The organism is Escherichia sp. 93.0816, from assembly GCF_013368855.2.
GTDB classification, from domain to species: Bacteria; Pseudomonadota; Gammaproteobacteria; order Enterobacterales; family Enterobacteriaceae; genus Escherichia; species Escherichia ruysiae.
Genome location: NZ_JABWNC020000015.1, coordinates 1 through 25,132 on the forward strand (window position 1 = coordinate 1; position 25,132 = coordinate 25,132).

Here is a 25,132-nt window from a genome sequence, read left to right on the forward strand (position 1 = left end):
ATATATAACATCTATTCTTTTACTGGTATTTTATCTATAATTTTCTTTTATTTGGTGTTCAATACAGTATTTAAAAAAAGTGAAATTTCCTTCAACCATGTGATTTCAAAAGGTAAATTAAAAAGAATATCCAACATTACATTAATTCTATTTGTCGCTTTATTTGTTCTTCTTTCTTCAACGTCAGAAATAGGCATTTCCGGATGGTTAATGAATCCAAGGGACGGCTATCAAAACTATCGAGAAGGTAATGGATTTTTATATGCTTTTTCTTTAAGTACGCTTTCAGTATCTTATTTTACTAGAGCGTTAGCTTTACGTTCAGAAATGAAATTATTTATATGTGCTATATTATATTGTGTCTTGGTATTTTTTCTAGGCTCAAAAACTTTTATTCTTTCATTCGCGATTTTTTATCTTGCAGTGTTAAGCCTCAATCAATCTAAGTTTTTAAAATTTGGACTCATTTTAGTTACGCCTCTGGCAGCATGTGCCATTCTTTATAATTTGTTTTTAGCTATTGGTAATATGAATGTTGATGTCGTGTTGTCTTATTTTGATCAATATCAAAATAGTATTTATTTGCTTCAGGATCTTGATAAAGGCGTAGTTAGATTATTTAATGGTACAGTTTATTTCAGTCAATTTTGGTCTTATATACCGAGAAGTTTGTTTCCAGAGAAACCATTTGTGTATGGCTTCCTTCATGTAAATGAAATATATTATCCAGGTGCTGCGGAATCTGGTCATACTCCAGCCTTTTCAAAGGGGATGGATAATTTTGTTGATTATGGATATGTAGGATTGGTAATTTTAACATTCCTGACACCTATGAATATATTTTATGGCTATATTTTTGCTAAACTCAAAGTTTTCAATAAAAACGTAATGACAAACTCTGCTTCGTATTTGCTACTTTCTTTAATTCTTATTTCACCTTCATTTGGCACGTATTTTACTGGGCCTGCATATGTGTTGTTACTAATCTTCTTTATGATATTGTTCGTTCTAATCGAACGTATTACCTTACGGGGGCGATAATGGTAACTATTGATGGAATTATTTATAACCTCCAATCATTTGGTGGAATAAGTGTATATTTTAATGAGTTGATCCAGGGAATGGCGAAGTCAAACTACCAGGCTGAAATTTTGTTGTATAAAAATAAAGAGTTTGAGTTCGATACAAATAACTTAAAGTTACAATATCGTACGCCAAGAGTTTTAGAAAGATATAAAAATGTTTCTGATGTTAAAGGTGGCGTTTTTCACTCAAGTTATTATCGAGTACATAAAAATCCTTATTTAAATGTAAAAAATGTCACAACTGTTCATGATTTTACATATGAAAAATATAGAGGAGGAATGTCAAAATTCATTCATACACTTCAAAAATATCATGCTATCAAAAATAGTGATATCGTAATTTGTATTTCAAACAACACAGCCAGGGATTTACTCAAGTACTGTCCAATTAGTGAAGACAAAATTAGAGTGATTTATAATGGTGTATCTTCATCATATAAACATCTATCCAACCTATTGGATATAAGAGTCAATAACTCAGTCTTATTTGTCGGTGCTAGAGAGGGTTATAAAAATTTCGTTCTTGCAGTAAAAGCTGTGGGGAAGTTACATGACTTAAAGCTTACGATAGTAGGTGGAGGAGTACTTAAAAAATATGAAAAAGAACTCCTTGAGAAATATTTAAAAAACAGATATGAACATTTTTCTTTTTTGAGTAATGAAGATTTAAATATACAGTATAACACTGCATATGCTCTTGTTTATCCCTCCAGTTATGAGGGCTTTGGAATACCTGTCATAGAAGCTATGCAGGCCGGATGTCCAGTTATTTGTGCGAATACATCTTCATTGCCAGAAGTAGGGGGAGATGCGCCTATTTATATTGATGATATTAATGAGTTCACTTTAAAAGAAGCTTTAGAATTAGTTAATTTAAAAAGAAATGATATGGTCGAAAGAGGTTTACTTCAGGCGCGAAAATTTTCATGGTCAAAATGTGTTAACGAAACAATTAATGTTTATAACGAATTAAATATTTAGGAATATAAGATGATTAAAATGAAGAAAAAAGTTGCATTTATCACTGGCGTAACTGGGCAAGATGGTTCATATCTTGCCGAATTTCTCATTGAAAAAGGTTATGAAGTACATGGTATAAAACGGCGAGCATCGTCATTTAACACTGATAGAATTGATCATATTTATCAATCCCGATTCGTAGATGAGCCTAATTTTATATTACATTATGGAGATTTAACCGATACATCAAATCTGATCCGTTTAATTCAGGAGATTCAACCAGATGAAATTTATAACCTTGGTGCACAATCTCATGTAGCTGTGTCATTTGAGTCACCAGAATATACAGCAGATGTAGATGCAATAGGGACGTTGCGATTATTGGAAGCAATACGAATCTGTGGGTTGGAGAAAAAAACACGTTTCTATCAAGCATCTACTTCAGAACTTTTTGGTTTAGTTCAAGAGATTCCTCAACGTGAAACTACCCCATTCTATCCGCGTTCGCCATACGCTGTAGCGAAAATGTATGCTTATTGGATAACAGTTAACTACCGTGAGTCTTATGGCATATATGCGTGTAATGGAATTCTTTTTAACCATGAATCGCCACGCCGTGGAGAAACATTTGTCACTCGTAAGATTACTCGTGCAATAGCTAATATTTCACAGGGGATCGAACAATGCCTATATTTGGGTAATCTAGATTCGTTGCGTGACTGGGGACATGCTAAAGATTATGTTCGCATGCAATGGATGATGCTTCAGCAAGATCATCCAGAGGATTTCGTCATTGCCACAGGTAAACAGATTTCTGTGCGTGAATTTGTCCGTATGGCAGCTAAAGAAGTCGGTCTCGAACTTGAATTCTCTGGTGAAGGTGTGGATGAGATAGCTACAGTAGTAAATAAAATTTCCGATTGTGCTATTGGTGTAAATGTTGGGGATGTTATAGTTCGGGTTGATCCTCGTTATTTCCGTCCTGCTGAAGTTGAAACCCTCTTAGGTGATCCTGCAAAAGCAAAAAATATATTAGGATGGGAGCCAGAGATTACAGTTGAAGAGATGTGCGCGGAAATGGTTGCAAGCGATTTGTTAAAAGCAAAACAACATGCACTTCTTAAAAGCCATGGCTATGATGTTTCGGTTTCTCTGGAGCGTTAATACATGATAAAGAAAAGAGTTTATGTCGCAGGGCATCAAGGTATGGTGGGTTCTGCAATCTGTAGGCAATTATCAGTACGTAATGATATTGAATTAATTGTTAAAACACATAAAGAACTCGATTTGACGATTCAGGAAGATGTTAAACATTTTTTTGAAGAGGAATGTATTGATCAAGTTTATCTTGCCGCAGCAAAAGTTGGTGGGATCTATGCTAACAATACTTTTCCGGCAGAATTCATCTATCAGAATCTCATGATAGAGAGTAATATTATTCATTCAGCTCATAAAGTTGGAATTCAAAAATTACTATTCTTAGGTTCTAGCTGTATATATCCTAAGTTCGCAGATCAACCAATGAAAGAATCTGCGCTTTTAACTGGCATACTTGAACCAACAAATGAGCCGTACGCCATCGCAAAAATTGCGGGAATAAAATTATGTGAATCTTACAATCGGCAATATGGGCGTGATTATCGGAGCATAATGCCAACTAATTTGTATGGTATTAATGATAATTTTCATCCTGAAAATTCGCATGTTATTCCTGCCCTCATGCGTCGATTCCATGAGGCAAAAGAAAGCGGTGCACCAGAAGTTATTGTCTGGGGAACGGGAACTCCAATGCGTGAATTTTTATATGTTGATGATATGGCTGCAGCTTCGGTTTATGTTATGGAACTTGAAGACAAAATTTATCAAGAACATACACAGCCAATGCTATCCCATATTAATGTAGGCACAGGTGTTGATTGTTCTATACGTGAAATGGCTGAAACAATGGCCTCTGTAGTTGGCTATCAAGGGAAAATTGTTTTTGATGCTACAAAACCAGATGGTACACCACGTAAATTAATGGACGTTACTCGCTTAAAAAATTTAGGTTGGGAATATCGCTATAATTTACATGAAGGTTTATCATTGACATATCAATGGTTTCTCGAAAATAAAAATACTTTCCGAGGCTAATTGTGACTAAGAGATTAGAATTTGAGTTATTTAAAACAATAGTTGAGCATACTCCTCTAATCTCGATTGATCTCATAATTAGAAATGAGAAAGGTGAGGTGCTGCTTGGGCAGCGCCTGAATCGCCCTGCGAAAAATTATTGGTTTGTACCTGGTGGGCGAATTTTTAAGGATGAGTCATTCGAGATAGCTTTTAAAAGGATAACATTTGAAGAATTAGGCTACCAAATCAGTCTTGATCAGGCGAATTTTCTTGGGGTGTATGAACATTTCTATAATGATAATGTTTCTGGGACCGATTTTTCTACTCACTACATAGTGCATGGATACGAAACCCAACTTAATCCTCAGCAAATTCGACTACCAACGGCCCAGCATAATTCCTACAAGTGGTTTGATGTAGAAGCCTTACTTCATAGCACTATTGTTCATCAGTATACCAAAAATTATTTTATTCCAAGGTAATAAATATGCTACTTCCCGTTGTCATGGCCGGTGGTTCTGGGACCAGATTATGGCCTCTCTCACGTACACTTTATCCGAAACAGTTCCTGTCCTTAAATAGCCGGTTAACTATGTTGCAAGAGACTTTGCGACGGCTTGAAAAGGTTGAACACACTCCTGCTTTGATTATTTGTAATGAATCACATCGTTTTATCGTTGCTGAACAATTGCGTAAAGTAGGTTTAAAGCATAGTGGAATTTTGCTTGAGCCTGTTGGACGCAACACTGCACCTGCCGTTGCGCTTGCGGCACTTCAGGCAATGGTAACTGGAGAGGATCCTATACTCTTGGTTCTTGCTGCTGACCATGAAATTCAGGATGAAGAAAGTTTTATTGCAGCAGTTTTGGCTGCTAAGGATTTCGCGACGCAAGGTAAGTTGGTTACCTTTGGCATAGTTCCAACTGCTCCAGAGACCGGGTATGGTTATATTAAGTCAGGTGATTCACTTGGTGGGCAAGGTTATAAAGTCGCAGCTTTTGTTGAAAAGCCAGGGCTAGAATTAGCTCAGCGGTATTTGTCAGATGGTGGCTATCTTTGGAATAGTGGAATGTTTATGTTCAGAGCATCTGTCTTTATTGATGAACTGAAAAAATTCCGCCCAGATATTTTAGAGAGTTGCCAACAATCCTTAGCTTCCTCGACACAAGATTTAGATTTTATCCGCTTGGATAACTCTTCTTTTTCTTGCTGCCCTGAAGAGTCAATTGACTATGCCGTTATGGAAAAAACATCTGAAGCTGTCGTCGTTCCGTTAAATGCGCAATGGAGTGATGTTGGGTCATGGTCTGCGTTATGGGAAATAAGCTCAAAAGATCAAAGCGGTAATGCCATTCGTGGTGACGTACTGGTCGAAGATGCGACAGATAGTTATCTTTATTCGCAGCATAGACTTATTGGTGCAGTGGGCATAAAGGATTTGGTTGTCGTTGAAACGAAAGATGCTGTATTGGTTGCACATAAAGACAAAGTTCAGCAAGTTAAGAATATAGTTGCACAACTTAAAAAGAATAATCGAACAGAATATTTACAGCATCGGGAAATTTTTCGTCCTTGGGGTAGTCATGATACTATTGCTGAAGGGGAACGATTCCAGGTAAAGCATGTGATTGTATTACCTGGACACATTACGGCTAAACAGATCCATTATCATCGTACTGAACATTGGGTGGTTGTATCGGGGACAGCTAAAGTTCATCTTGAGGATAAGACCTATCTTGTTTCAGAAAATGAATCAACATATATTCCTGTTGGCGTTCCACATTCAATTGAAAATCCTGGCAAGATCCCACTTGAAATAATTGAAGTTAGATCCGGAGTCTACCTGGAAGAGGATGATGTTATAAGAGTTTCTTCATCAGGGGTTGGATACTAATGAGGATTTCTATTATTACAGCAACCTATAATAGTGAAAAAACTCTGCTTGATACATTGCTCTCTCTGGAAAAACAAACGCATCCAGATATAGAGTATATAATTATAGATGGGGCCTCTAACGATAATACAATTGAGCTAATTAAAAGTAATTGTACAAGAGTTTCAAAAATCATTTGCGAACCAGATAAAGGTATTTACGATGCACTGAATAAAGGTATTCAGGTAGCTACTGGTGATGTTATTGGATTTTTACATTCTGATGACTTACTTGCTTATGATGATGTTATTGCAGATATAGCAAAAACATTTGAAAATTCGGGGTGTGATGCTGTTTATGGTGATCTGGAATACGTTTCTCAGAATGATACGGCTAAACGTATTAGATTATGGAAAAGTGGCACGTTTAGCCGTGTGAGAATGAAATTAGGTTGGATGCCACCTCATCCATCATTTTATATGAAACGTGATTGTTATAATAAATTTGGTGATTTTTCATTAGATTATCGAATTTCTGCTGATTATGACTCATTATTGCGTTATATTCTAAAACAACGAGTTTCGGTAGCTTATTTACCTAAAGTATTAGTGAAGATGCGTGTTGGCGGAATTAGTAATCGCTCAATATCTTCAATGGTTAATAAGTCAATGGAAGATATTCGTGTTATGAGGAATAATGGTATTATCTGGCCATTAGCCTTAGCGTATAAAAATCTTTCAAAACTCCCTCAATTTATTAAAAAGTAATCATCATGTTAAATGCTAATAAAGTTATTGATCAAAGCAACATTGCTTTCGGCACTAGTGGTGCGCGCGGTTTAGTCGTTGATTTTACCCATGATGTATGTGCTGCGTTCACCCATGCTTTCCTTTCAGTTGTACAAAATAAATCTAACTTTAATACGGTTGCCTTAGCAATCGATAACCGTCCCAGTAGTTATAAAATTGCACAGGCATGCGCATATGCAATAAAACAACATGGGTTCAACGTTGAATATCATGGTGTCATTCCTACACCAGCGTTGGCATATTATTCGATGCAGAAAGGCATACCATGCATTATGGTTACCGGAAGTCATATCCCATTTGATCGCAATGGATTGAAATTCTATCGACCAGATGGAGAAATTACAAAAGAAGATGAAGTTGCGATAGCAAATAGTCAATATACGTTTTCTCCTGTAACTACATTACCTCATTTGGAAACTAGCTCTCAAGGTGCTAATTCATACATAACACGATATGTATCATTATTTGATAAAAATATTCTAAAAGGCAAAAAAATCGGTATTTACGAACACTCTAGTGCCGGTAGGGATTTATATGCCCCATTATTTAGTCAATTAGGTGCTGAAGTCGTATCTTTGGGCAGAAGTGATGAATTTGTTCCCATTGATACAGAGGCAGTTAGTGAGGAAGATCGAGTAAGAGCGCGTGAATGGTCGGAGAAATTTAAGCTGGACGCTATCTTTTCCACCGATGGAGATGGTGACCGACCGCTTGTAGCAGATGAAAAAGGTGAGTGGTTAAGAGGTGATATCCTGGGGCTTCTAACTGCTGATGCTTTAAAAATTCAGGCATTAGCGATTCCAGTCAGTTGTAATACCGCAGTTGAGCTATCAAACAAATTCACATGTATTCAACGTACAAAAATCGGTTCCCCGTATGTTATTGCTGCGTTTGAAGAACTTAAGAATCGATACGACGCTATTGCTGGTTTTGAGGCCAATGGTGGTTTTCTTCTGGCATCAGACCTGTTGATTAATGGAAAAACGTTAAAGGCGTTACCAACCCGCGACGCGATATTACCTGTATTAATGTTATTAACGACAGCCAGTAAAAGTAAAATATCAACATTAGTTGAAAGTCTTCCTCAGCGTTTTACTTGGTCCGATCGTGTAAAAGATTTCCCAAGCGTTGAAAGCAAAAAAATAATTAATGATGCGATTTCAGCGCCCGATGCTTTTTTAAATAAGTTGGGATTTTCAACACTGACTTGCATTGATATTGATGAAACAGATGGTGCAAGATTTACACTTTCAAACGGTGCTGTTATTCATCTTCGCCCATCAGGTAATGCGCCTGAGCTTCGTTGCTATACTGAAGCTAATGATGAGAGTCAGGCGAAAACATATGTCAATACAGTATTAAGTAATATTGTTCTTTTACGTAACTGACATAATCTTATGTAACAATGTATGCAAACGAGGGTATGCTCAACACTTAACAACCAACAGATATAAACAGTTTGTTGGGATAACTATGATATACAGCACTACACACATATATGTAACTTGAGTTAACATCTGTTTCATATTTCAAGCCGCGCAACCCCGCGGTGACCACCCCTGACAGGAGTAAACAATGTCAAAGCAACAGATTGGCGTCGTCGGTATGGCTGTGATGGGGCGCAACCTTGCGCTCAACATCGAAAGCCGTGGTTATACCGTCTCTATTTTCAACCGTTCCCGTGAAAAGACGGAAGAAGTTATTGCTGAAAATCCAGGCAAAAAACTGGTTCCTTACTATACGGTGAAAGAGTTTGTTGAATCTCTTGAAACGCCTCGTCGCATCCTGTTAATGGTGAAAGCAGGTGCAGGCACGGATGCTGCTATTGATTCCCTGAAACCATACCTCGATAAGGGCGACATCATCATTGATGGTGGTAATACTTTCTTCCAGGACACCATTCGTCGCAACCGTGAGCTTTCCGCAGAAGGTTTTAATTTCATCGGTACTGGTGTTTCCGGCGGTGAAGAGGGCGCGCTGAAAGGGCCTTCCATCATGCCTGGTGGTCAGAAAGAAGCCTATGAACTGGTTGCGCCAATCCTCACCAAAATTGCTGCCGTAGCTGAAGATGGTGAACCGTGTGTTACCTATATTGGTGCCGACGGTGCAGGTCACTACGTAAAAATGGTTCACAACGGTATTGAATACGGCGATATGCAGCTGATTGCGGAAGCCTATTCTCTGCTGAAAGGTGGCCTGAACCTTTCCAACGAAGAGCTGGCTCAGACTTTCACCGAGTGGAATAACGGTGAGCTGAGCAGCTATCTGATCGACATCACTAAAGATATCTTCACCAAAAAAGATGAAGACGGTAACTACCTGGTCGATGTGATTCTGGATGAGGCAGCTAACAAAGGTACTGGTAAGTGGACCAGCCAGAGTGCGCTGGATCTCGGTGAACCTCTGTCACTGATCACTGAATCAGTGTTTGCACGTTACATCTCTTCTCTCAAAGAGCAGCGTGTTGCGGCGTCTAAAGTACTGTCCGGTCCGCAAGCACAGCCAGCAGGCGATAAAGCTGAGTTCATTGAGAAAGTTCGTCGTGCGCTTTATCTGGGTAAGATTGTTTCTTACGCTCAGGGCTTCTCACAGCTACGTGCCGCGTCTGAAGAGTACAACTGGGATCTGAACTATGGTGAAATCGCGAAGATCTTCCGTGCTGGCTGTATCATCCGCGCTCAGTTCCTGCAGAAAATCACTGATGCTTACGCTGAAAATCCGAAGATCGCTAACCTGCTGCTGGCTCCTTACTTCAAACAAATTGCCGACGACTACCAGCAAGCTCTGCGTGATGTTGTAGCTTATGCGGTGCAAAACGGTATTCCGGTTCCAACCTTTGCCGCTGCGGTTGCCTATTACGACAGCTACCGTGCTGCAGTATTGCCTGCGAACCTGATTCAGGCACAGCGTGACTATTTCGGTGCACATACTTATAAACGCATTGATAAAGAAGGTGTATTCCACACCGAATGGTTGGATTAATCTGATTTAATCAGTAATAAACTAAGGCCCGGCATTTATCGCTGGGCTTTTTTTTGCCATAAATCTTATAGACTAAATTTCATTGCTTAATATTAACTTAATAAATATTAGCTATTTTTATAAAGAAAATCTGAATTGTTTTTCGTTGCGTTGACCACTCATCACCGTAGCGTTAAAACTTTTAACTCTTATCAGGATGCTAAAAACATCATGATTCATAGTTAAGTTAATTCTGAGAGCATGAAATGAAAATCACCATTTCCGGTACCGGTTATGTAGGCCTTTCAAATGGGCTTTTAATCGCACAAAATCATGAAGTTGTCGCATTAGATATTTTACCGTCACGAGTCGCAATGCTGAATGATAGGATATCTCCTATTGTTGACAAAGAGATTCAGCAGTATTTGCAATCAGGTAAAATATGCTTTAATGCCACTTTAGATAAAAATGAAGCTTACCGGAATACAGATTATGTGATTATCGCAACTCCGACTGACTATGATCCTAAAACTAATTATTTCAATACATCCAGCGTAGAATCAGTAATTAAAGATGTAACAGAGATAAATCCCCAGGCGGTAATGGTTATCAAATCCACGGTTCCGGTAGGTTTTACCGCCGCTATGCATAAGAAATACCACACCGAAAATATTATTTTCTCCCCCGAATTCCTTCGCGAAGGTAAAGCCCTTTACGATAATCTTCATCCTTCTCGTATCGTGATCGGCGAACGTTCTGAACGTGCAGAGCGTTTTGCCGCGTTATTACAGGAAGGGGCAATCAAACAAAATATTCCAACCCTGTTTACTGATTCAACAGAAGCTGAAGCAATTAAACTTTTTGCTAATACCTATCTCGCGATGCGTGTGGCGTACTTTAATGAATTGGATAGCTATGCAGAAAGTTTAGGACTGAACACACGTCAAATTATTGAAGGCGTTTGTCTTGATCCACGCATCGGCAACCACTACAACAATCCATCATTTGGTTACGGTGGCTACTGTCTACCGAAAGATACCAAGCAGCTGTTGGCAAACTATCAGTCTGTTCCCAATAATATTATCTCTGCCATCGTTGAGGCTAACCGTACCCGGAAAGACTTCATCGCCGATGCTATCTTGTCGCGCAAACCTAAAGTAGTTGGAATATATCGTCTGATAATGAAGAGCGGTTCGGATAACTTCCGCGCTTCGTCCATTCAGGGGATTATGAAACGGATCAAAGCTAAGGGTGTTGAAGTTATCATTTATGAACCAGTGATGAAGGAAGAATCGTTCTTCAACTCGCGACTGGAACGTGACCTTACAACGTTTAAGCAACAGGCTGATGTCATCATTTCTAATCGTATGTCTGAAGAGCTTAAGGATGTAGCAAATAAGGTCTATACCCGTGATCTTTTCGGTAGTGACTAACCTATTGTTACTATGATGGTTTTCTGTACGCACGTCATTTAATGCTCGTGGAGTAATTCAGTATTTTTATTGTTACTCCTATGGCATTCATACAGATTATCGCTAAACTATGGCGACCTGAAATTTTCCGTCTGTTAGGGTAATGATGAGAGTTGAAAATAATAATATTCCTGGGCATAACCATGACCCGGAACAGATTGATTTAATTGATTTACTGATGCAGTTGTGGCGTGGGAAGGTGACAATCTTCATCACTGTTATTGTGGCAATCGCTCTGGCTATCGGATATCTGGCGGTCGCGAAAGAGAAATGGACGTCGACAGCCATTGTTACTCAGCCAGATGTGGGGCAAATTGCTGGCTATAACAATGCCATGAATGTTATCTATGGTCCGGCTGCACCGAAAGTGTCGGATTTACAGGAGGCGTTAATTGGTCGCTTCAGTTCTGCCTTCTCTGCATTAGCCGAAACGCTGGATAATCAGGAAGAACCAGAAAAACTGACCATTGAACCTTCTGTTAAAAATCAGCCGTTGCCGTTAGCTGTTTCTTATGTCGGGCAAACTGCGGCGGACGCACAGAAGAAGCTGGCTGAATATATTCAACAGGTTGATGACCAGGTGAATAAAGAGCTGGAAAAGGACCTGAAAGATAATATTTCTTTGGGTATGAAAACCCTGAAAGACTCTTTGAAAACGCAAGAAGTGGTGGCACAGGAGCAAAAAGATCTGCGTATCCGCCAGATTCAGGAAGCGTTGCAATATGCGAATCAGGCGCAGTTGGCAAAGCCACAGATTCAACAGACCGAAGACGTAACGCAGGATACGTTGTTCCTTCTGGGGAGTGATGCACTGGAATCGATGATCAAGCATGAAGCGACCCGTCCGCTGGTTTTCTCTCCTGGCTACTACCAGACTCGTCAAAACCTTTTGGATATCGAAAGCCTGAAGGTTGATGATCTTGATATAAATGCCTACCGTTACGTTATGAAACCCACACTGCCAATTCGTCGCGATAGCCCGAAAAAGGCCATCACACTGATTCTGGCTGTGCTGCTGGGCGGTATGGTTGGAGCGGGGATTGTGCTTGGGCGTAATGCGCTGCGTAATTACAACGCGAAATAATCTTTTTAGCTTTAAAGAAAACGGGCAGGGTGGTGACACTATGCCCGTTTTTTGTTGCCGGATGCGACAAAAACATCACATCCAGTCAGCCCCAATTCACTGATGCCGCTTGCGTAAGTTCTCAATTATCGTCGTTAAATCCAGATCCTGATCCTGCAACAATACCAGCAGGTGATACATCAAATCAGATGCTTCGTTGGTCAGTTCAAAGCGGTCATGTACCGTCGCGGCCAGTGCGGTTTCCACGCCTTCTTCGCCAACTTTTTGTGCGATACGCTTGGTGCCGCTGGCATACAGTTTGGCGGTGTAGGAGGTTTCCGGATCGGCAGATTTGCGCTCGGCGAGCAGTTGTTCCAGTTGATACAGGAACAGCCACTGGTGAGCGGTATCGCCGAAGCAGCTATTTGTGCCTTTGTGGCAGGTTGGGCCGATTGGATTCGCCAGCACCAGCAGGGTGTCGTTGTCGCAGTCCGGTGCAATGCTCACTACGTTGAGGAAATTGCCCGACGTTTCGCCTTTGGTCCACAGTCGCTGTTTAGTGCGCGAGAAGAAGGTAACTTTGCCGCTTTCGATGGTTTTATCCAGAGCTTCCGGGTTCATGTAGCCCAGCATTAACACTTCGCCGGATACCGCGTGTTGCACAATTACTGGCATCATCCCGTCGGTTTTTTCCCAGTCCAGTTCGCGGCGTTGTTGTTCTGTTAACATATCCTGATCTCCACGCCCTGTGTTGCCAGGTACGCTTTTAATTCACCAATATTGATTATTTGTTTGTGGAACACGGAAGCCGCCAGCGCGCCGTCAACGTCGGCATCGCGGAAGGCTTCGAGGAAGTGTTCCATGGTGCCTGCGCCACCGGAGGCAATCAGCGGTACGTGACAGACTTCACGTACTTTTTTCAGTTGCTCGAGATCGTAACCGTTACGCACACCGTCCTGATTCATCATATTAAGAACGATTTCTCCGGCACCGCGTTTTTGTACTTCCTCTACCCAGTCGAGCGTTTCCCATTGAGTGACGCGGGTGCGGTTTTCATCGCCGGTATATTGATTAACGTGATACTTGCCGGTTTCTGCGTCGTACCAGGTATCAATGCCTACCACAATACACTGCACGCCAAAACGATCTGCCAGACGGGTGATCAATGTCGGATCTGCCAGCGCAGGGGAGTTGATGGATATTTTATCCGCACCAAAAGAAAGAATTTTGGCAGCGTCATCCAGGGACTTAATCCCGCCAGCTACGCAGAAGGGAATATCGATCACTTCCGCCACGCGAGATACCCAGCTTTTATCTACCACACGCCCATCGCTGGAAGCGGTGATATCGTAGAACACCAGCTCGTCAGCGCCTTCTTCGGCGTAGCGTTTTGCCAGCGGCACAATATCGCCAATGATTTCATGGTTGCGAAACTGTACGCCTTTCACCACCTGACCATCACGAACGTCGAGACATGGAATTATGCGTTTTGCCAGCATGCGATGGCCTCCTTCACGGTGAATTTACCTTCCAGTAATGCCCGACCAACTATTACGCCGCGCACACCAGTACCACGCAGGGCAGCGACATCATCAATGTCGCCAATGCCGCCGGAGGACTGAAACGCCACCTGCGGATATCTGGCGCATACTTCTTCATATAAAGAGACGTTTGAGCCTGCCAGCGTGCCGTCGCGCGAGATATCGGTACACAGCACATGTTTCAGGCCGACGGGCAGATAGGTTTCCACCAGTTGTTCCAGTGAAACGCCCGAGTTCTCTTGCCAGCCGCTCACTGCCACCTGTTTGCTGCCTTGCTCGTCAATGCGTACATCCAGCGCCAGCACCAGCGCATCGGCACCGAAGCGTTCAAACCAGCCTTTCACCATTTCGGGTGATTTCACTGCGGTGGAGCCGACTACGACGCGCGCAACGCCTGCTTCCAGTAATGCTGCCACGTCTTCTTCGCTACGCACGCCGCCGCCAACCTGCACAGGAACGTTAACGCCAGCGACCAGCGTTTTAATCAGGGGAATTTGGCGTTTAGCCGGATCTTTTGCCCCGGTCAGATCCACCAGGTGCAGCACTTCGGCACCCTGCGCGGCGTAATCCTGTAAGCGCGGCAGCGGGTCGTTACCGTAATCGCGTTGTTTGCCGTAATCGCCCTGATGGAGACGCACCACGGTGCCGTCGATTAAATCTAATGCTGGAATAATCATTACATCTCCAGGAAGTTTTTCAGCAACTTAGCGCCAGCGGTACCAGAACGCTCCGGGTGGAACTGCACGCCGTAGAAATTATCTTTTTGCACCGCAGCGGTGAACGGTTCGCCGTAGTTACACTGGGCGATGGTCCACGGATTGACCGGCATTGCGTAGCTGTGAACAAAGTAAAAGTACGCGCCGTCTTCAATTCCCTGAAAAAGACGGTTGCCCGCCTGCGGGTAAACGCGATTCCAGCCCATATGCGGCAGCGGCAGACCAAAGTCGGTCATTTTCGGTACATCTTCGTCGATGATGCCCAGTAAATCGACGCCGTTGCTCTCTTCGCTGCGTCGCCCCAGCAGTTGCATCCCTAAGCAGATGCCCAGCACCGGTTGGGTACAGGCCTTGATGAGATCAAACAGCTCGCGCTCGCGTACCTGGTCCATCGCCGCTTGCGCAGTGCCAACGCCAGGTAAAAACAGTTTATCGGCCAGCAACACCACGTCCGGGTCACGGCTGACTTTTGGTTCATAGCCGTGACGCGCAATGGCTGACTTCACTGAGTTCAGGTTGGCGCAGCCGGTATCAAGGATCACCACGTTCATCACAGCACTCCTTTCGACGAGGGCAGGGTGTCGCCTTCCACGCGGATGGCCTGGCGCAGGGTGCGACCGAAGGCTTTGAACAGGCTCTCTACACGGTGGTGATCGTTTTTACCTTTGGTTTTCAGGTGCAACGTCACGCCCATGGTATAAGAGAGCGAACGGAAGAAGTGTTCGATCATTTCGGTGCTGAGATCGCCCACGCGCTGGTAGGTAAACTCGGCTTTGTATTCCAGGTGCGGGCGACCAGAGATATCCAGCGCGCAGCGGGCAAGGCATTCATCCATCGGCAGGACAAAACCAAAGCGGCAAATACCGCGTTTGTCACCAAGAGCAATTTTTAATGCTTCGCCCAGCGCCAGGCCGGTATCTTCGACGGTGTGGTGATCGTCGATATAGAGGTCGCCTTTAACGTTGATTTCCATGCGGAAGCCGCCATGGGTGGCAATCTGATCCAGCATGTGATCAAAGAAGCCAACGCCGGTGTTAATCTTGCTGCCGCCTTCGCGATCCAGCCACACCTGAACGTCAATCTGCGTCTCTTTGGTGTTGCGTACTACGTGAGCGTAACGATCGCGTCTGGTGAGTTGTTCGCCAATCATCGGCCAGTTCAGGGTTTCGCGGTCGTAGCGTAAGCCATTAATACCCATGTTTTCTGCGAGTTGAATATCGGTCGCGCGATCGCCAATCACATAACTGTTGGCGCGATCTATCGCCTGTTCAGCGAGATAACGCTCCACCAGTTTTACTTTCGGCTTACGGCAGTCGCATTCATCGGCGGGCAGGTGCGGGCAAATCAGCACTTCATCAAACTGTACGCCTTGCGAGGTGAAGATCTGCATCATCAGGTTGTGCGGACCATCGAAATCTGCCTGCGGGAAGCTTTGTGTCCCCAGACCATCCTGATTAGTGATCATCACCAGTTTATAGCCCGCTTTTTGCAGCTTCAGCAGTTCCGGGATCACGCCTGGTTCAAAGGCGAGTTTGTCAAAACGGTCCACCTGAAAATCACTCGGCGGCTCGCTAATCAGGGTTCCATCGCGATCGATAAAAAGATACTTCTGACTCATCAAACTTGCTCCGCACGTAAGGCGTCAATGACGCGCTGGCTTTCTTCACGGGTTCCGACGGTAATTCGCAGGCAGCCGCTTAAAGAGGGTTGTTTATTCTGATCACGTAAGATAATGCCCTGATCCCACAAAGATTTAAACACCGCGCTGGAGGCTTTAAAGCGCGCCAGAATGTAGTTGGTTTCGGAGTCGAAAACCTGCTCCACGCAGGGGATTTCTTTCAGAGCGGCAATCAGATATTCGCGTTCTGCAATAATTTGCGCCACCCGCTCACGCATGGCGAGAATTCCCTGCGGGCTTAACGCCTGTGCGGCAATGTCGGCAACCGGCGTCGAGAGCGGGTAGGGGGCGATCACTTTCATTAACAGGTTGATGACTTCTTCGTTTGCCAGCGTAAACCCGCAACGAAGACCCGCCAGAGCGAAGGCTTTCGAAAGGGTACGCAAAATAGCCAGATGCGGATATTCCGCCAGCCAGCCCGCCAGCGATGCCTGCGGACAAAATTCAATATAGGCTTCATCAGCAACCACAATTGCCTTACCGCGAGTTAACTCCAGCAACGTGCGAAAATCCTGCGGGTTGATCAGTTGCCCGGTTGGGTTGTTGGGGCTGCAAACGTAGACCACTTTCACGCCGTCCAGCTTGTCGGAAATCCCCTGCAAATCCAGTTGCCAGTTTTCCAGCGTCGGCACCGTGCGGCACTCGACGCCAATGGTTTCGGCGCTGACGCTGTACATGCCGTACGTTGGCGGGCAGTAGAGGATGGCGTCTTTGCCCGGTTCGCAAAAGGCGCGAATCAGCAGTTCAATACCTTCGTCCGCGCCACGGCTAACCAGCACCTGTTCCGGTTTCACGCCTGCATACTGTGCATAATTTTCAATGACCGCTTTCGGCTGACATTCCGGGTAACGGTTGAGCGTTTGTTGCGTAAGCTGAAACTCCACAGCTGTAGGATATTCGTTGGCGTTCAGCCAGACATCGCCGTTACCGCCCAGACGACGCGCCGACTGATACGGCGTCAGGTTGCGGACGTTTTCACGCGCTAAATCGGTAATAGTCACGGTGCTCATGCTTGCTCCTTAAGGGCGTTAACACGCAAAGTAACGGCATTTTTGTGGGCACTCAGGCGTTCGGCGGCAGCCAGTGTTTCAATGGTTGAAGCCAGCGCGGAAAAACCTTCTTTTGACAGTTCCTGCACGGTCATACGCTTCTGGAAATCCGCCAGGCCGAGACTGGAACAGGTGGCGGTGTAACCGTAAGTCGGCAGCACGTGATTGGTGCCGGAGGCGTAGTCGCCCGCCGATTCCGGTGACCAGTCACCAAGAAATACCGAGCCGGCACTGGTGATGCTATCGACCAGTTCACGGGCGTTGCGGGTCTGAATGATCAGGTGCTCCGGGCCGTACTGGTTGGAGATCGCCACGCACTGCGCTAAATCGGTGGTCACAATCAGGCGGCTGGCGCTCAGTGCCTGGCGGGCGGTTTCAGCACGCGGCAGTTCTGCCAACTGGCGTTCGACGGCTTCGGCAACGCGACGCGCCATATCAACATCGGACGTCAGTAAAATCACCTGTGAATCCGGGCCGTGTTCTGCCTGGGAGAGCAAATCAGAGGCGACAAAATCCGGTGTTGCGCCGCTGTCAGCAATCACCAGCACTTCCGACGGGCCTGCGGGCATATCGATCGCCGCACCGTCCAGACGCTGGCTCACCAGGCGTTTCGCTTCGGTGACAAAGGCGTTACCAGGCCCGAAGATTTTGTCCACTTTCGGCACGGATTCCGTACCGAACGCCAGCGCGGCAATGGCCTGCGCTCCACCGACGTTAAACACGTCCTGCACGCCACACAGCTGCGCCGCGTAGAGGATCTCATCGGCAATCGGTGGCGGTGAGCACAGTACAACTTTATTACAGCCTGCAATACGCGCCGGAGTCGCCAGCATTAATACGGTTGAGAAGAGCGGGGCAGAGCCGCCAGGAATATACAAACCAACCGAAGCAACCGGGCGGGTGACCTGCTGGCAACGCACGCCTGGCTGAGTTTCAACATCTACCGGCGACAGTTTTTGCGCAGTGTGGAAGGTTTCAATATTCTTTACTGCCACTGCCATCGCCTGTTTCAGCTCGTCGCTCAGGCGTTCGCAGGCGTCGGCAATTTCCTCAGCAGTTACTTTCAGTGCGGTAACCGTGGTTTTATCAAACTTCGCGCTGTATTCCCGCAGGGCATCATCGCCGCGTGCTTTCACGTTATCTAAAATTTCACGGACGGTACAGGTAATGCTTTCAGAGGCGGAGATCGCCGGGCGCATTAACAGCTGGCGTTGTTGTTCCGCAGTACAGCTATTCCAGTCAATGATTGTGTTAAAGCTCATGGCTATTACTCCATCATCTTCTCAATTGGCAGAACCAGAATCGAGCTGGCGCCCAGCTCCTTCAATTTTTCCATGGTTTCCCAGAACAGAGTTTCGCTACTGACCATGTGCATCGCTACGCGCTGTTGATCACCCGCCAGCGGCAGAATAGTCGGGCGTTCGGCACCTGGCAGCAGGGCGATGACATCATCCAGACGTTCGGTCGGTGTGTGCATCATGATGTATTTTGATTCGCGCGCCTGGATCACTCCCTGAATACGGGTTAGCAGTTTGTCGATCAGTTGCTGTTTGGATTCTTCCATTTCGCCATCGCGCTGGATCAGGCAGGCTTTCGAGCGGTAGATAACTTCGACTTCGCGCAGGCCGTTAGCTTCCAGCGTGGCACCGGTGGAAACCAGATCGCAAATCGCATCCGCCAGTCCGGCGCGCGGAGCCACTTCGACAGAACCGTTCAGTAAGCAGGATTTAAAAGAGATACCTTTCTGGTCGAGATAACGTTTGAGCAGGTGAGGATAAGAGGTGGCAATACGTTTACCGTTTAAGGAGAGCGGGCCGTCCCAGGCTTCATCAACTGGCGTTGCCAGCGAAAGGCGGCAGCCGCCGAAATCGAGACGACGCAGGGTAAAGTAGCGCGGATCTTCACCCTGGGCGCGGCGGTTAAGCAACTCTTCTTCCAGTACGTTTTCGCCAATAATCCCGAGGTCAACTACGCCGTCCATTACCAGACCGGGAATGTCGTCGTCACGCACCCGCAGAATGTCAATCGGCATGTTTTCTGCCATCGCGATCAGGCGCTGGGTGTGAAGATTAATTTTAATGCCACAGCGCGCCAGCAATTCGCGTGAATCATCACTTAAACGCCCTGATTTCTGCATAGCTATGCGTAAACGAGTGTTGTCTGTCATTTTCTTCTTCCTCTTTAAACCTGTCTGAATCGTTATCAACCGCGCAATAAAAAAGCCCCCGGAAGATGATCTTCCGGGGGCTTTCTCATGCGTTCATGCACCACTGGAAGATCTGAATGTCTTCCAGCACACATCGCCTGAAAGACTAGTCAGGATGATGGTGATGATGGTGGTGTTTAAATTGAACGCGTGTCATAAAATTCTCTGTGAATGTTTATTCAACTGATGCCTTTTAACCTAAACCACTTTCACCTTAGAAAGCAAGGGCTTTTTTATATATTTTGTGACGATAGATTTGTTTAATGAATGAGCGGGGAAAGGAGGGGGCCAGGAGTGGCTACGTTAAAAAAGTAATCGTGAAAATATGTCTTTAAAACCCTCAAGAACATTGTGTTCTGTAACTAAAGTGGGCTTTGTTCCTGCCGGATGCGGCGTGAATGCCTTATCTGGTCTACAAATGTTGCCTAAATTCAATATATTGATGTTTTTGTAGGACTGATAAGCGGAGCGCATCAGGCAATTGTATATTTGCTAACAGTTTCGATTTCATTCATAGAATGAATTGTCAGTTTTGATACGCTGGCGTAGCCTTATAGATCTAAGGTGTATCAGGAGAAAACGGATGAAAAAGGTCGCAATTGTCGGGTTAGGGTGGTTAGGTATGCCGCTGGCGATGTCACTTTCAGCGCGCGGCTGGCAGGTCACCGGGAGTAAAACCACACAAGATGGCGTCGAAGCGGCCCGAATGAGCGGGATTGATAGCTATCTGCTTCGCATGGAGCCTGAGTTAGTTTGTGATTCTGACGATCTGGATGCCCTGATGGATGCCGATGCGCTGGTCATTACGCTTCCTGCACGTCGCAGTGGCCCCGGCGATGAGTTCTATTTACAAGCTGTGCAAGAGCTGGTGGATAGTGCGCTGGCTCATCGTATTCCCCGCATTATTTTTACCAGCTCAACGTCTGTCTATGGCGATGCACAAGGCACTGTGAAAGAAACTACCCCGCGTAATCCAGTGACCAACAGTGGACGAGTATTAGAAGAACTCGAAGACTGGCTGCACAATTTACCCGGTACTTCAGTCGATATTCTGCGTCTTGCGGGTCTGGTCGGACCAGGGCGCCATCCCGGACGCTTCTTTGCCGGAAAAACCGCGCCTGACGGTGAGCACGGTGTTAATTTAGTCCACCAGGAAGATGTTATTGGCGCTATCACCCTGTTGTTACAGGCACCTAAAGGCGGACACATCTATAATATATGTGCGCCAGCTCACCCTGCGCGCAATGTTTTCTATCCACAGATGGCTCGTTTACTGGGGCTGGAACCCCCGCAGTTCAGAAACAGTCTGGACAGCGGTAAGGGTAAAATTATTGATGGCAGTCGGATTTGCAATGAACTGGGATTTGAATACCAGTATCCCGATCCGCTGGTAATGCCGCTGGAGTAAACGATCACGCCAGCAGGACGCCGCATACACTGCAAGGGGGCGTGTATGAAACCACTGCTGGATGTGTTGATGATCCTCGATGCCTTAGAAAAGGAAGGCAGTTTTGCGGCGGCGTCGGCCAAACTCTACAAGACGCCGTCCGCTCTGAGTTATACCGTTCACAAGCTGGAAAGCGACCTTAATATTCAATTACTCGATCGTAGCGGACACCGCGCTAAATTCACCCGTACCGGAAAAATGCTATTAGAGAAAGGGCGGGAAATACTCCACACTGTTCATGAACTGGAAAAACAGGCGATCAAACTTCATGAAGGGTGGGAAAACGAGCTGGTGATTGGAGTAGACGACACTTTCCCTTTTTCTCTGCTTGCGCCGCTCATTGAAGTCTTTTATCAACATCACAGCGTAACGCGGTTGAAATTTATCAATGGCGTGCTCGGTGGTTCTTGGGAGGCGCTGACTCAGGGGAGGGCGGATATTATTGTCGGCGCGATGCATGAGCCGCCGTCCTCCAGCGAATTTGGCTTTTCTCGTCTGGGTGATCTGGAGCAAGTTTTCGCTGTGGCACCCCATCATCCATTAGCACTGGAAGAAGAACCGTTAAATCGACGAATTATTAAACGATACCGGGCAATAGTGGTAGGCGACACGGCACAGGCAGCCGCGTCCACAGCCTCGCAAATACTCGACGAACAAGAAGCCATAACCGTATTCGATTTTAAAACCAAGCTGGAGCTACAAATCAGCGGTCTTGGTTGTGGCTATTTACCCCGCTATCTGGCGCAACGTTTTCTCGATAGTGGCGCGTTAATTGAGAAGAAAGTGGTCGCCCAGACTCTTTTTGAACCGGTCTGGATTGGCTGGAACGAACAGACCGCAGGGCTTGCCAGCGCGTGGTGGCGGGATGAGATTTTAGCAAATAGTGCGATTGCTGGTGTTTATGCAAAATCTGATGACGGAAAATCAGCCATTTAAATAAAAAATTTTATGACAAGCCTCTCATTCTCTTGTCATTTACCCCCCATTTAGGCACAATGCGCCGCTGTCAAAAAATGACTAAAAACCGACGTTTTATCCGCGTCGGTTATTTTTTGCTTCAAACCAATCATTCATACCAAGAGGCCGGGCTTCGTACCGGATAGATATTTACTAAAAATCGACAGTTGTTGTCGCTGAGGAATCCAAAAAAATGGGGCAATTTTTTGCTTACGCGACGGTTTTCACCGTAAAGGAGAATGACCATGTCGCATAACGTTACTCCAAACACCTCTCGCGTGGAATTGCGTAAAACGCTTACGTTAGTTCCGGTTGTAATGATGGGTCTTGCCTATATGCAGCCGATGACGCTGTTTGATACTTTTGGTATCGTTTCAGGCCTCACGGATGGTCATGTGCCGACAGCCTATGCGTTCGCATTAATTGCGATCCTGTTTACGGCTCTGAGCTACGGGAAGCTGGTTCGCCGCTATCCTTCAGCTGGCTCTGCATACACTTACGCCCAGAAATCCATTAGCCCGACCGTTGGCTTTATGGTGGGTTGGTCTTCTCTGCTCGACTATTTGTTCGCGCCGATGATCAACATTCTGTTGGCGAAAATCTATTTTGAAGCCCTGGTGCCTTCCATCCCATCGTGGATGTTTGTGGTGGCGCTGGTGGCCTTTATGACCGCCTTTAACCTGCGTAGTCTGAAATCCGTAGCGAACTTCAACACGGTAATCGTAGTGTTGCAGGTTGTGCTGATCGCGGTGATTCTGGGCATGGTAGTTTACGGCGTATTTGAAGGTGAAGGCGCTGGTACGCTGGCGAGCACCCGTCCGTTCTGGTCTGGCGATGCGCATGTTATCCCAATGATTACCGGTGCGACGATCCTGTGCTTCTCCTTTACAGGTTTTGACGGCATCAGCAACCTGTCGGAAGAAACCAAAGATGCAGAGCGCGTGATCCCGCGTGCGATTTTCCTGACCGCGCTGATCGGCGGCATGATCTTCATCTTTGCAACTTACTTTCTGCAGCTGTACTTCCCGGATATCTCTCGCTTTAAAGATCCGGATGCGTCACAGCCTGAAATCATGCTGTACGTTGCGGGTAAAGCGTTCCAGGTTGGCGCGCTGATCTTCTCCACCATTACCGTACTGGCGTCCGGTATGGCGGCGCACGCAGGCGTAGCGCGTCTGATGTACGTAATGGGTCGTGACGGCGTGTTCCCGAAAAGCTTCTTCGGTTATGTACACCCGAAATGGCGTACCCCGGCGATGAACATTATCCTGGTTGGCGCGATTGCTCTGCTGGCAATCAACTTTGACCTGGTAATGGCAACGGCGCTGATTAACTTTGGTGCGCTGGTAGCATTTACCTTCGTTAACCTGTCGGTCATTTCGCAGTTCTGGATCCGTGAGAAGCGTAACAAAACGCTGAAAGATCACTTCCAGTATCTGTTCCTGCCGATGTGTGGTGCTCTGACTGTAGGTGCGCTGTGGGTTAACCTGGAAGAAAGCTCAATGGTTCTGGGGCTGATCTGGGCGGCAATCGGTCTGATTTATCTGGCTTGCGTGACGAAGAGCTTCCGCAACCCGGTTCCGCAGTACGAAGACGTTGCATAATCCTATCAAGCCGGATGGCATAACCATCCGGTAAGTCACTAAAAACCGGAGTTTATCGCTCCGGTTTTTTCTTTTCAGACGATCTCTTCCGCGTACTGCCAAAGCGCCTTTAACAGCGACACTTTCTCTTTATCATCGGCATATTGTTGTGCCAGCATTTGCAATTCATCAGCATAACCTTGCAAAAACTCTGGCGTGAAGACCTGACGACGGTGCTCCAGCCAGCGTTGCTGCTCGGCGTAATCCAGCGTTCCCGGAAAGTTACGCGCACGATAATTGAACAATAGCTTCTCAATGCGTTTATCGACAAAGGTGATATCCAGTGCTGGTAAATTACGCGGCTCGGTTTCCAGTACAATTTTCATTGCTGCGCGATCGGCGTCGCTGAAAAAGCCGTTATAAAGCTGGGCATCCACGTTATCTGAAGGCGTAAACGGTTCGGCTTCAGCGAATATCGCCACCACTTTTTCACGCACTTGCGGATTTTCACGCAGAATTTTCAGGTTATCGAGACAATGCTGGCGATTAATGCCCAGCCGATCGGCATCTTCCGGGCGAAGCGTATTCGCCTGTGCTAATACCGGACATTTATTAATATGCACCAGCTTAACCGGAACGGCGGCGTTATCGCCCAGATCGGCTTTCGCGGTATACAGGCGCTCGCGCAGCGTGTCGCTATCCAGTTCCAGCAATGGCGAAATATCTCCTGCTAAATCCATCATAATCATGGCATTGCGATTTTCAGGATGCCATGCCAGCGGCGCAACCCAACTGGTATTGCCGCGCCATGCACCAAACATACCGGAAACGTGTACCAGTGGTTTCATCTGTGGCACATCAATCAACGCCATCAATTTGTGCTTGTTGCGATGGCTGTAGAGATAATCAAACAGGCGTGGCTGACGCGTTTTCACCAGTTTTGCCATCGCAATAGTAGCGTACACATCGGCCATCGCATCGTGGGCGTTGCTATGTTCAATACCATTCGCTTTGGTTAAATGTTCAAGGCGAAAACTCGGTAGACCGTCATCATTTTCAGGCCAGTTAATCCCCTCTGGACGCAGGGCATAACAGGCACGCATGACGTCCAGCAGATCCCAGCGAGAGTTATCATGCTGCCAACTCCAGGCGTAGGGATCGTAGAAATTACGATAAAAAACGTTGCGTGTGACTTCGTCATCGAAACGTACATTGTTGTAGCCCAGAATACAGGTCTTCGGTACGGTAAAAAGCGAATGAATGCGAGCGGCAAACGCGGCTTCGTTTTCTCCTTTCGCCCGCGCTTCCTGCGGGGTAATACCAGTGATTAATACTGCTCCTGGCTGGGGTAAATAATCATCCGCAGGCTTGCAATAAAAAACCTCTGGTTCGCCGATGATATTGAATTCGCTATCGGTGCGAATGGCAGCGAACTGCGCAGGGCGATCTAACGCAGGGTGCGTGCCAAAGGTTTCATAATCGTGAAACAAAAAGGTAGATTGTTGCTTACCGTCATTCATCATTAGGTTAAATCCGTTATTTCTGCTGTGTGTCAGAGTATCAAATATCACCGTGCTAATCAGCTTTAGAGCGACAATTTGGCAGAGAGTAGCAACT

At 45.8% G+C, this 25,132-nt stretch carries 25 protein-coding genes and 1 other annotated feature; of the genes, 15 read left to right on the forward strand and 10 right to left on the reverse strand.

Features of this window, described 5'->3' with window-relative positions:
• From HEM79_RS15450 to wzzB, 11 genes are all read left to right on the forward strand, one after another.
• A partial coding sequence (locus HEM79_RS15450) for a hypothetical protein (protein ID WP_286178597.1) occupies positions 1-1,041 on the forward strand: 1,041 nt, incomplete at its 5' end.
• Positions 1,041-2,066: a glycosyltransferase family 4 protein gene (locus tag HEM79_RS15455; protein WP_000256237.1), complete on the forward strand. Its 1,026-nt coding sequence runs from the start codon at positions 1,041-1,043 to the stop codon at positions 2,064-2,066. The genes HEM79_RS15450 and HEM79_RS15455, both read left to right, overlap by 1 nt.
• Before the next feature lie 18 nt (positions 2,067-2,084).
• Complete coding sequence (gene gmd / locus HEM79_RS15460) at positions 2,085-3,209, forward strand: GDP-mannose 4,6-dehydratase (protein WP_024165189.1); 1,125 nt, start codon at positions 2,085-2,087, stop codon at positions 3,207-3,209.
• A 3-nt stretch (positions 3,210-3,212) separates the two neighbouring features.
• Positions 3,213-4,178 carry a GDP-L-fucose synthase gene (gene fcl, locus HEM79_RS15465; RefSeq protein WP_010353186.1) on the forward strand — a complete coding sequence of 322 codons (966 nt, stop codon included), beginning with the start codon at positions 3,213-3,215 and terminating at the stop codon, positions 4,176-4,178.
• A 2-nt stretch (positions 4,179-4,180) separates the two neighbouring features.
• The gene (locus tag HEM79_RS15470; protein ID WP_000166826.1) at positions 4,181-4,642 is read left to right on the forward strand and encodes a GDP-mannose mannosyl hydrolase; all 462 of its coding nucleotides are present in this window, start codon (positions 4,181-4,183) and stop codon (positions 4,640-4,642) included.
• 5 nt (positions 4,643-4,647) lie between these two features.
• Positions 4,648-6,054: a mannose-1-phosphate guanylyltransferase/mannose-6-phosphate isomerase gene (locus HEM79_RS15475; protein ID WP_000926414.1), complete on the forward strand. Its 1,407-nt coding sequence runs from the start codon at positions 4,648-4,650 to the stop codon at positions 6,052-6,054.
• Positions 6,054-6,800: a glycosyltransferase family 2 protein gene (locus tag HEM79_RS15480; protein ID WP_001222849.1), complete on the forward strand. Its 747-nt coding sequence runs from the start codon at positions 6,054-6,056 to the stop codon at positions 6,798-6,800. Before HEM79_RS15475 ends, HEM79_RS15480 begins: the two co-directional genes overlap by 1 nt.
• Positions 6,801-6,805: 5 nt before the next feature.
• A complete protein-coding gene (locus HEM79_RS15485) occupies positions 6,806-8,230 on the forward strand; it encodes a phosphomannomutase (protein WP_176242951.1) in 1,425 nt (474 codons plus the stop codon).
• A gap of 187 nt (positions 8,231-8,417) precedes the next feature.
• Entirely contained in the window at positions 8,418-9,824 is a 1,407-nt protein-coding gene (gene gndA, locus HEM79_RS15490) for an NADP-dependent phosphogluconate dehydrogenase (RefSeq protein WP_000043468.1), read from the forward strand.
• Between the two features lie 245 nt (positions 9,825-10,069).
• On the forward strand, positions 10,070-11,236 hold the full coding sequence (ugd, locus tag HEM79_RS15495) for a UDP-glucose 6-dehydrogenase (RefSeq protein ID WP_176242950.1): 1,167 nt from the start codon (positions 10,070-10,072) through the stop codon (positions 11,234-11,236).
• A gap of 145 nt (positions 11,237-11,381) precedes the next feature.
• Positions 11,382-12,359, forward strand: coding sequence for an LPS O-antigen chain length determinant protein WzzB (gene wzzB / locus HEM79_RS15500; protein WP_176242955.1), 978 nt, complete (start codon positions 11,382-11,384; stop codon positions 12,357-12,359).
• 96 nt (positions 12,360-12,455) lie between these two features.
• Here the strand turns inward: wzzB and hisIE are convergent, their stop codons facing one another.
• The 9 genes from hisIE to hisL form a co-directional block, all read right to left on the reverse strand.
• Positions 12,456-13,067: a bifunctional phosphoribosyl-AMP cyclohydrolase/phosphoribosyl-ATP diphosphatase HisIE gene (gene hisIE, locus HEM79_RS15505; RefSeq protein WP_176242949.1), complete on the reverse strand. Its 612-nt coding sequence runs from the start codon at positions 13,065-13,067 to the stop codon at positions 12,456-12,458.
• Positions 13,061-13,837 carry an imidazole glycerol phosphate synthase subunit HisF gene (hisF, locus tag HEM79_RS15510; protein WP_176242948.1) on the reverse strand — a complete coding sequence of 259 codons (777 nt, stop codon included), beginning with the start codon at positions 13,835-13,837 and terminating at the stop codon, positions 13,061-13,063. The genes hisIE and hisF overlap by 7 nt, the downstream gene beginning before the upstream one ends.
• A complete protein-coding gene (gene hisA, locus HEM79_RS15515; protein ID WP_004016705.1) occupies positions 13,819-14,556 on the reverse strand; it encodes a 1-(5-phosphoribosyl)-5-[(5-phosphoribosylamino)methylideneamino]imidazole-4-carboxamide isomerase in 738 nt (245 codons plus the stop codon). Before hisA ends, hisF begins: the two co-directional genes overlap by 19 nt.
• On the reverse strand, positions 14,556-15,146 hold the full coding sequence (hisH, locus tag HEM79_RS15520; protein ID WP_001607649.1) for an imidazole glycerol phosphate synthase subunit HisH: 591 nt from the start codon (positions 15,144-15,146) through the stop codon (positions 14,556-14,558). The genes hisA and hisH overlap by 1 nt, the downstream gene beginning before the upstream one ends.
• Positions 15,146-16,213, reverse strand: coding sequence for a bifunctional histidinol-phosphatase/imidazoleglycerol-phosphate dehydratase HisB (hisB, locus tag HEM79_RS15525; protein ID WP_176242947.1), 1,068 nt, complete (start codon positions 16,211-16,213; stop codon positions 15,146-15,148). Before hisB ends, hisH begins: the two co-directional genes overlap by 1 nt.
• Positions 16,213-17,283 (reverse strand): histidinol-phosphate transaminase, encoded by a 1,071-nt coding sequence (gene hisC, locus HEM79_RS15530; RefSeq protein ID WP_176242946.1) that lies wholly within the window; start codon positions 17,281-17,283, stop codon positions 16,213-16,215. The genes hisB and hisC overlap by 1 nt, the downstream gene beginning before the upstream one ends.
• On the reverse strand, positions 17,280-18,584 hold the full coding sequence (hisD, locus tag HEM79_RS15535; protein ID WP_176242945.1) for a histidinol dehydrogenase: 1,305 nt from the start codon (positions 18,582-18,584) through the stop codon (positions 17,280-17,282). Before hisD ends, hisC begins: the two co-directional genes overlap by 4 nt.
• Positions 18,585-18,589: 5 nt before the next feature.
• A complete protein-coding gene (gene hisG, locus HEM79_RS15540; protein ID WP_176242944.1) occupies positions 18,590-19,489 on the reverse strand; it encodes an ATP phosphoribosyltransferase in 900 nt (299 codons plus the stop codon).
• A 46-nt stretch (positions 19,490-19,535) separates the two neighbouring features.
• Positions 19,536-19,659 (reverse strand) — a sequence feature (His leader region).
• Positions 19,635-19,685, reverse strand: coding sequence for a his operon leader peptide (gene hisL / locus HEM79_RS15545; protein WP_001364200.1), 51 nt, complete (start codon positions 19,683-19,685; stop codon positions 19,635-19,637). It overlaps the preceding feature by 25 nt.
• 426 nt (positions 19,686-20,111) lie before the next feature.
• On the opposite strand from hisL, the gene HEM79_RS15550 reads away from it, so the two are divergent.
• The 4 genes from HEM79_RS15550 to plaP all read left to right on the forward strand — a co-directional run bounded on the left by HEM79_RS15550 (position 20,112) and on the right by plaP (position 23,536).
• Entirely contained in the window at positions 20,112-20,936 is an 825-nt protein-coding gene (locus HEM79_RS15550) for an SDR family oxidoreductase (protein WP_000754742.1), read from the forward strand.
• Positions 20,937-20,981: 45 nt separating this feature from the next.
• Positions 20,982-21,911 carry a LysR substrate-binding domain-containing protein gene (locus HEM79_RS15555; protein ID WP_000803330.1) on the forward strand — a complete coding sequence of 310 codons (930 nt, stop codon included), beginning with the start codon at positions 20,982-20,984 and terminating at the stop codon, positions 21,909-21,911.
• A 214-nt stretch (positions 21,912-22,125) separates the two neighbouring features.
• Positions 22,126-22,188: a membrane protein YoeI gene (gene yoeI, locus HEM79_RS15560; protein ID WP_105279388.1), complete on the forward strand. Its 63-nt coding sequence runs from the start codon at positions 22,126-22,128 to the stop codon at positions 22,186-22,188.
• Positions 22,178-23,536, forward strand: coding sequence for a putrescine/proton symporter PlaP (gene plaP / locus HEM79_RS15565; protein ID WP_000019197.1), 1,359 nt, complete (start codon positions 22,178-22,180; stop codon positions 23,534-23,536). Before yoeI ends, plaP begins: the two co-directional genes overlap by 11 nt.
• A gap of 74 nt (positions 23,537-23,610) precedes the next feature.
• On the opposite strand, the gene sbcB is transcribed toward plaP, so the two are convergent.
• Entirely contained in the window at positions 23,611-25,038 is a 1,428-nt protein-coding gene (sbcB, locus tag HEM79_RS15570) for an exodeoxyribonuclease I (RefSeq protein ID WP_176242954.1), read from the reverse strand.
• Positions 25,039-25,132: the final 94 nt, after the last annotated feature.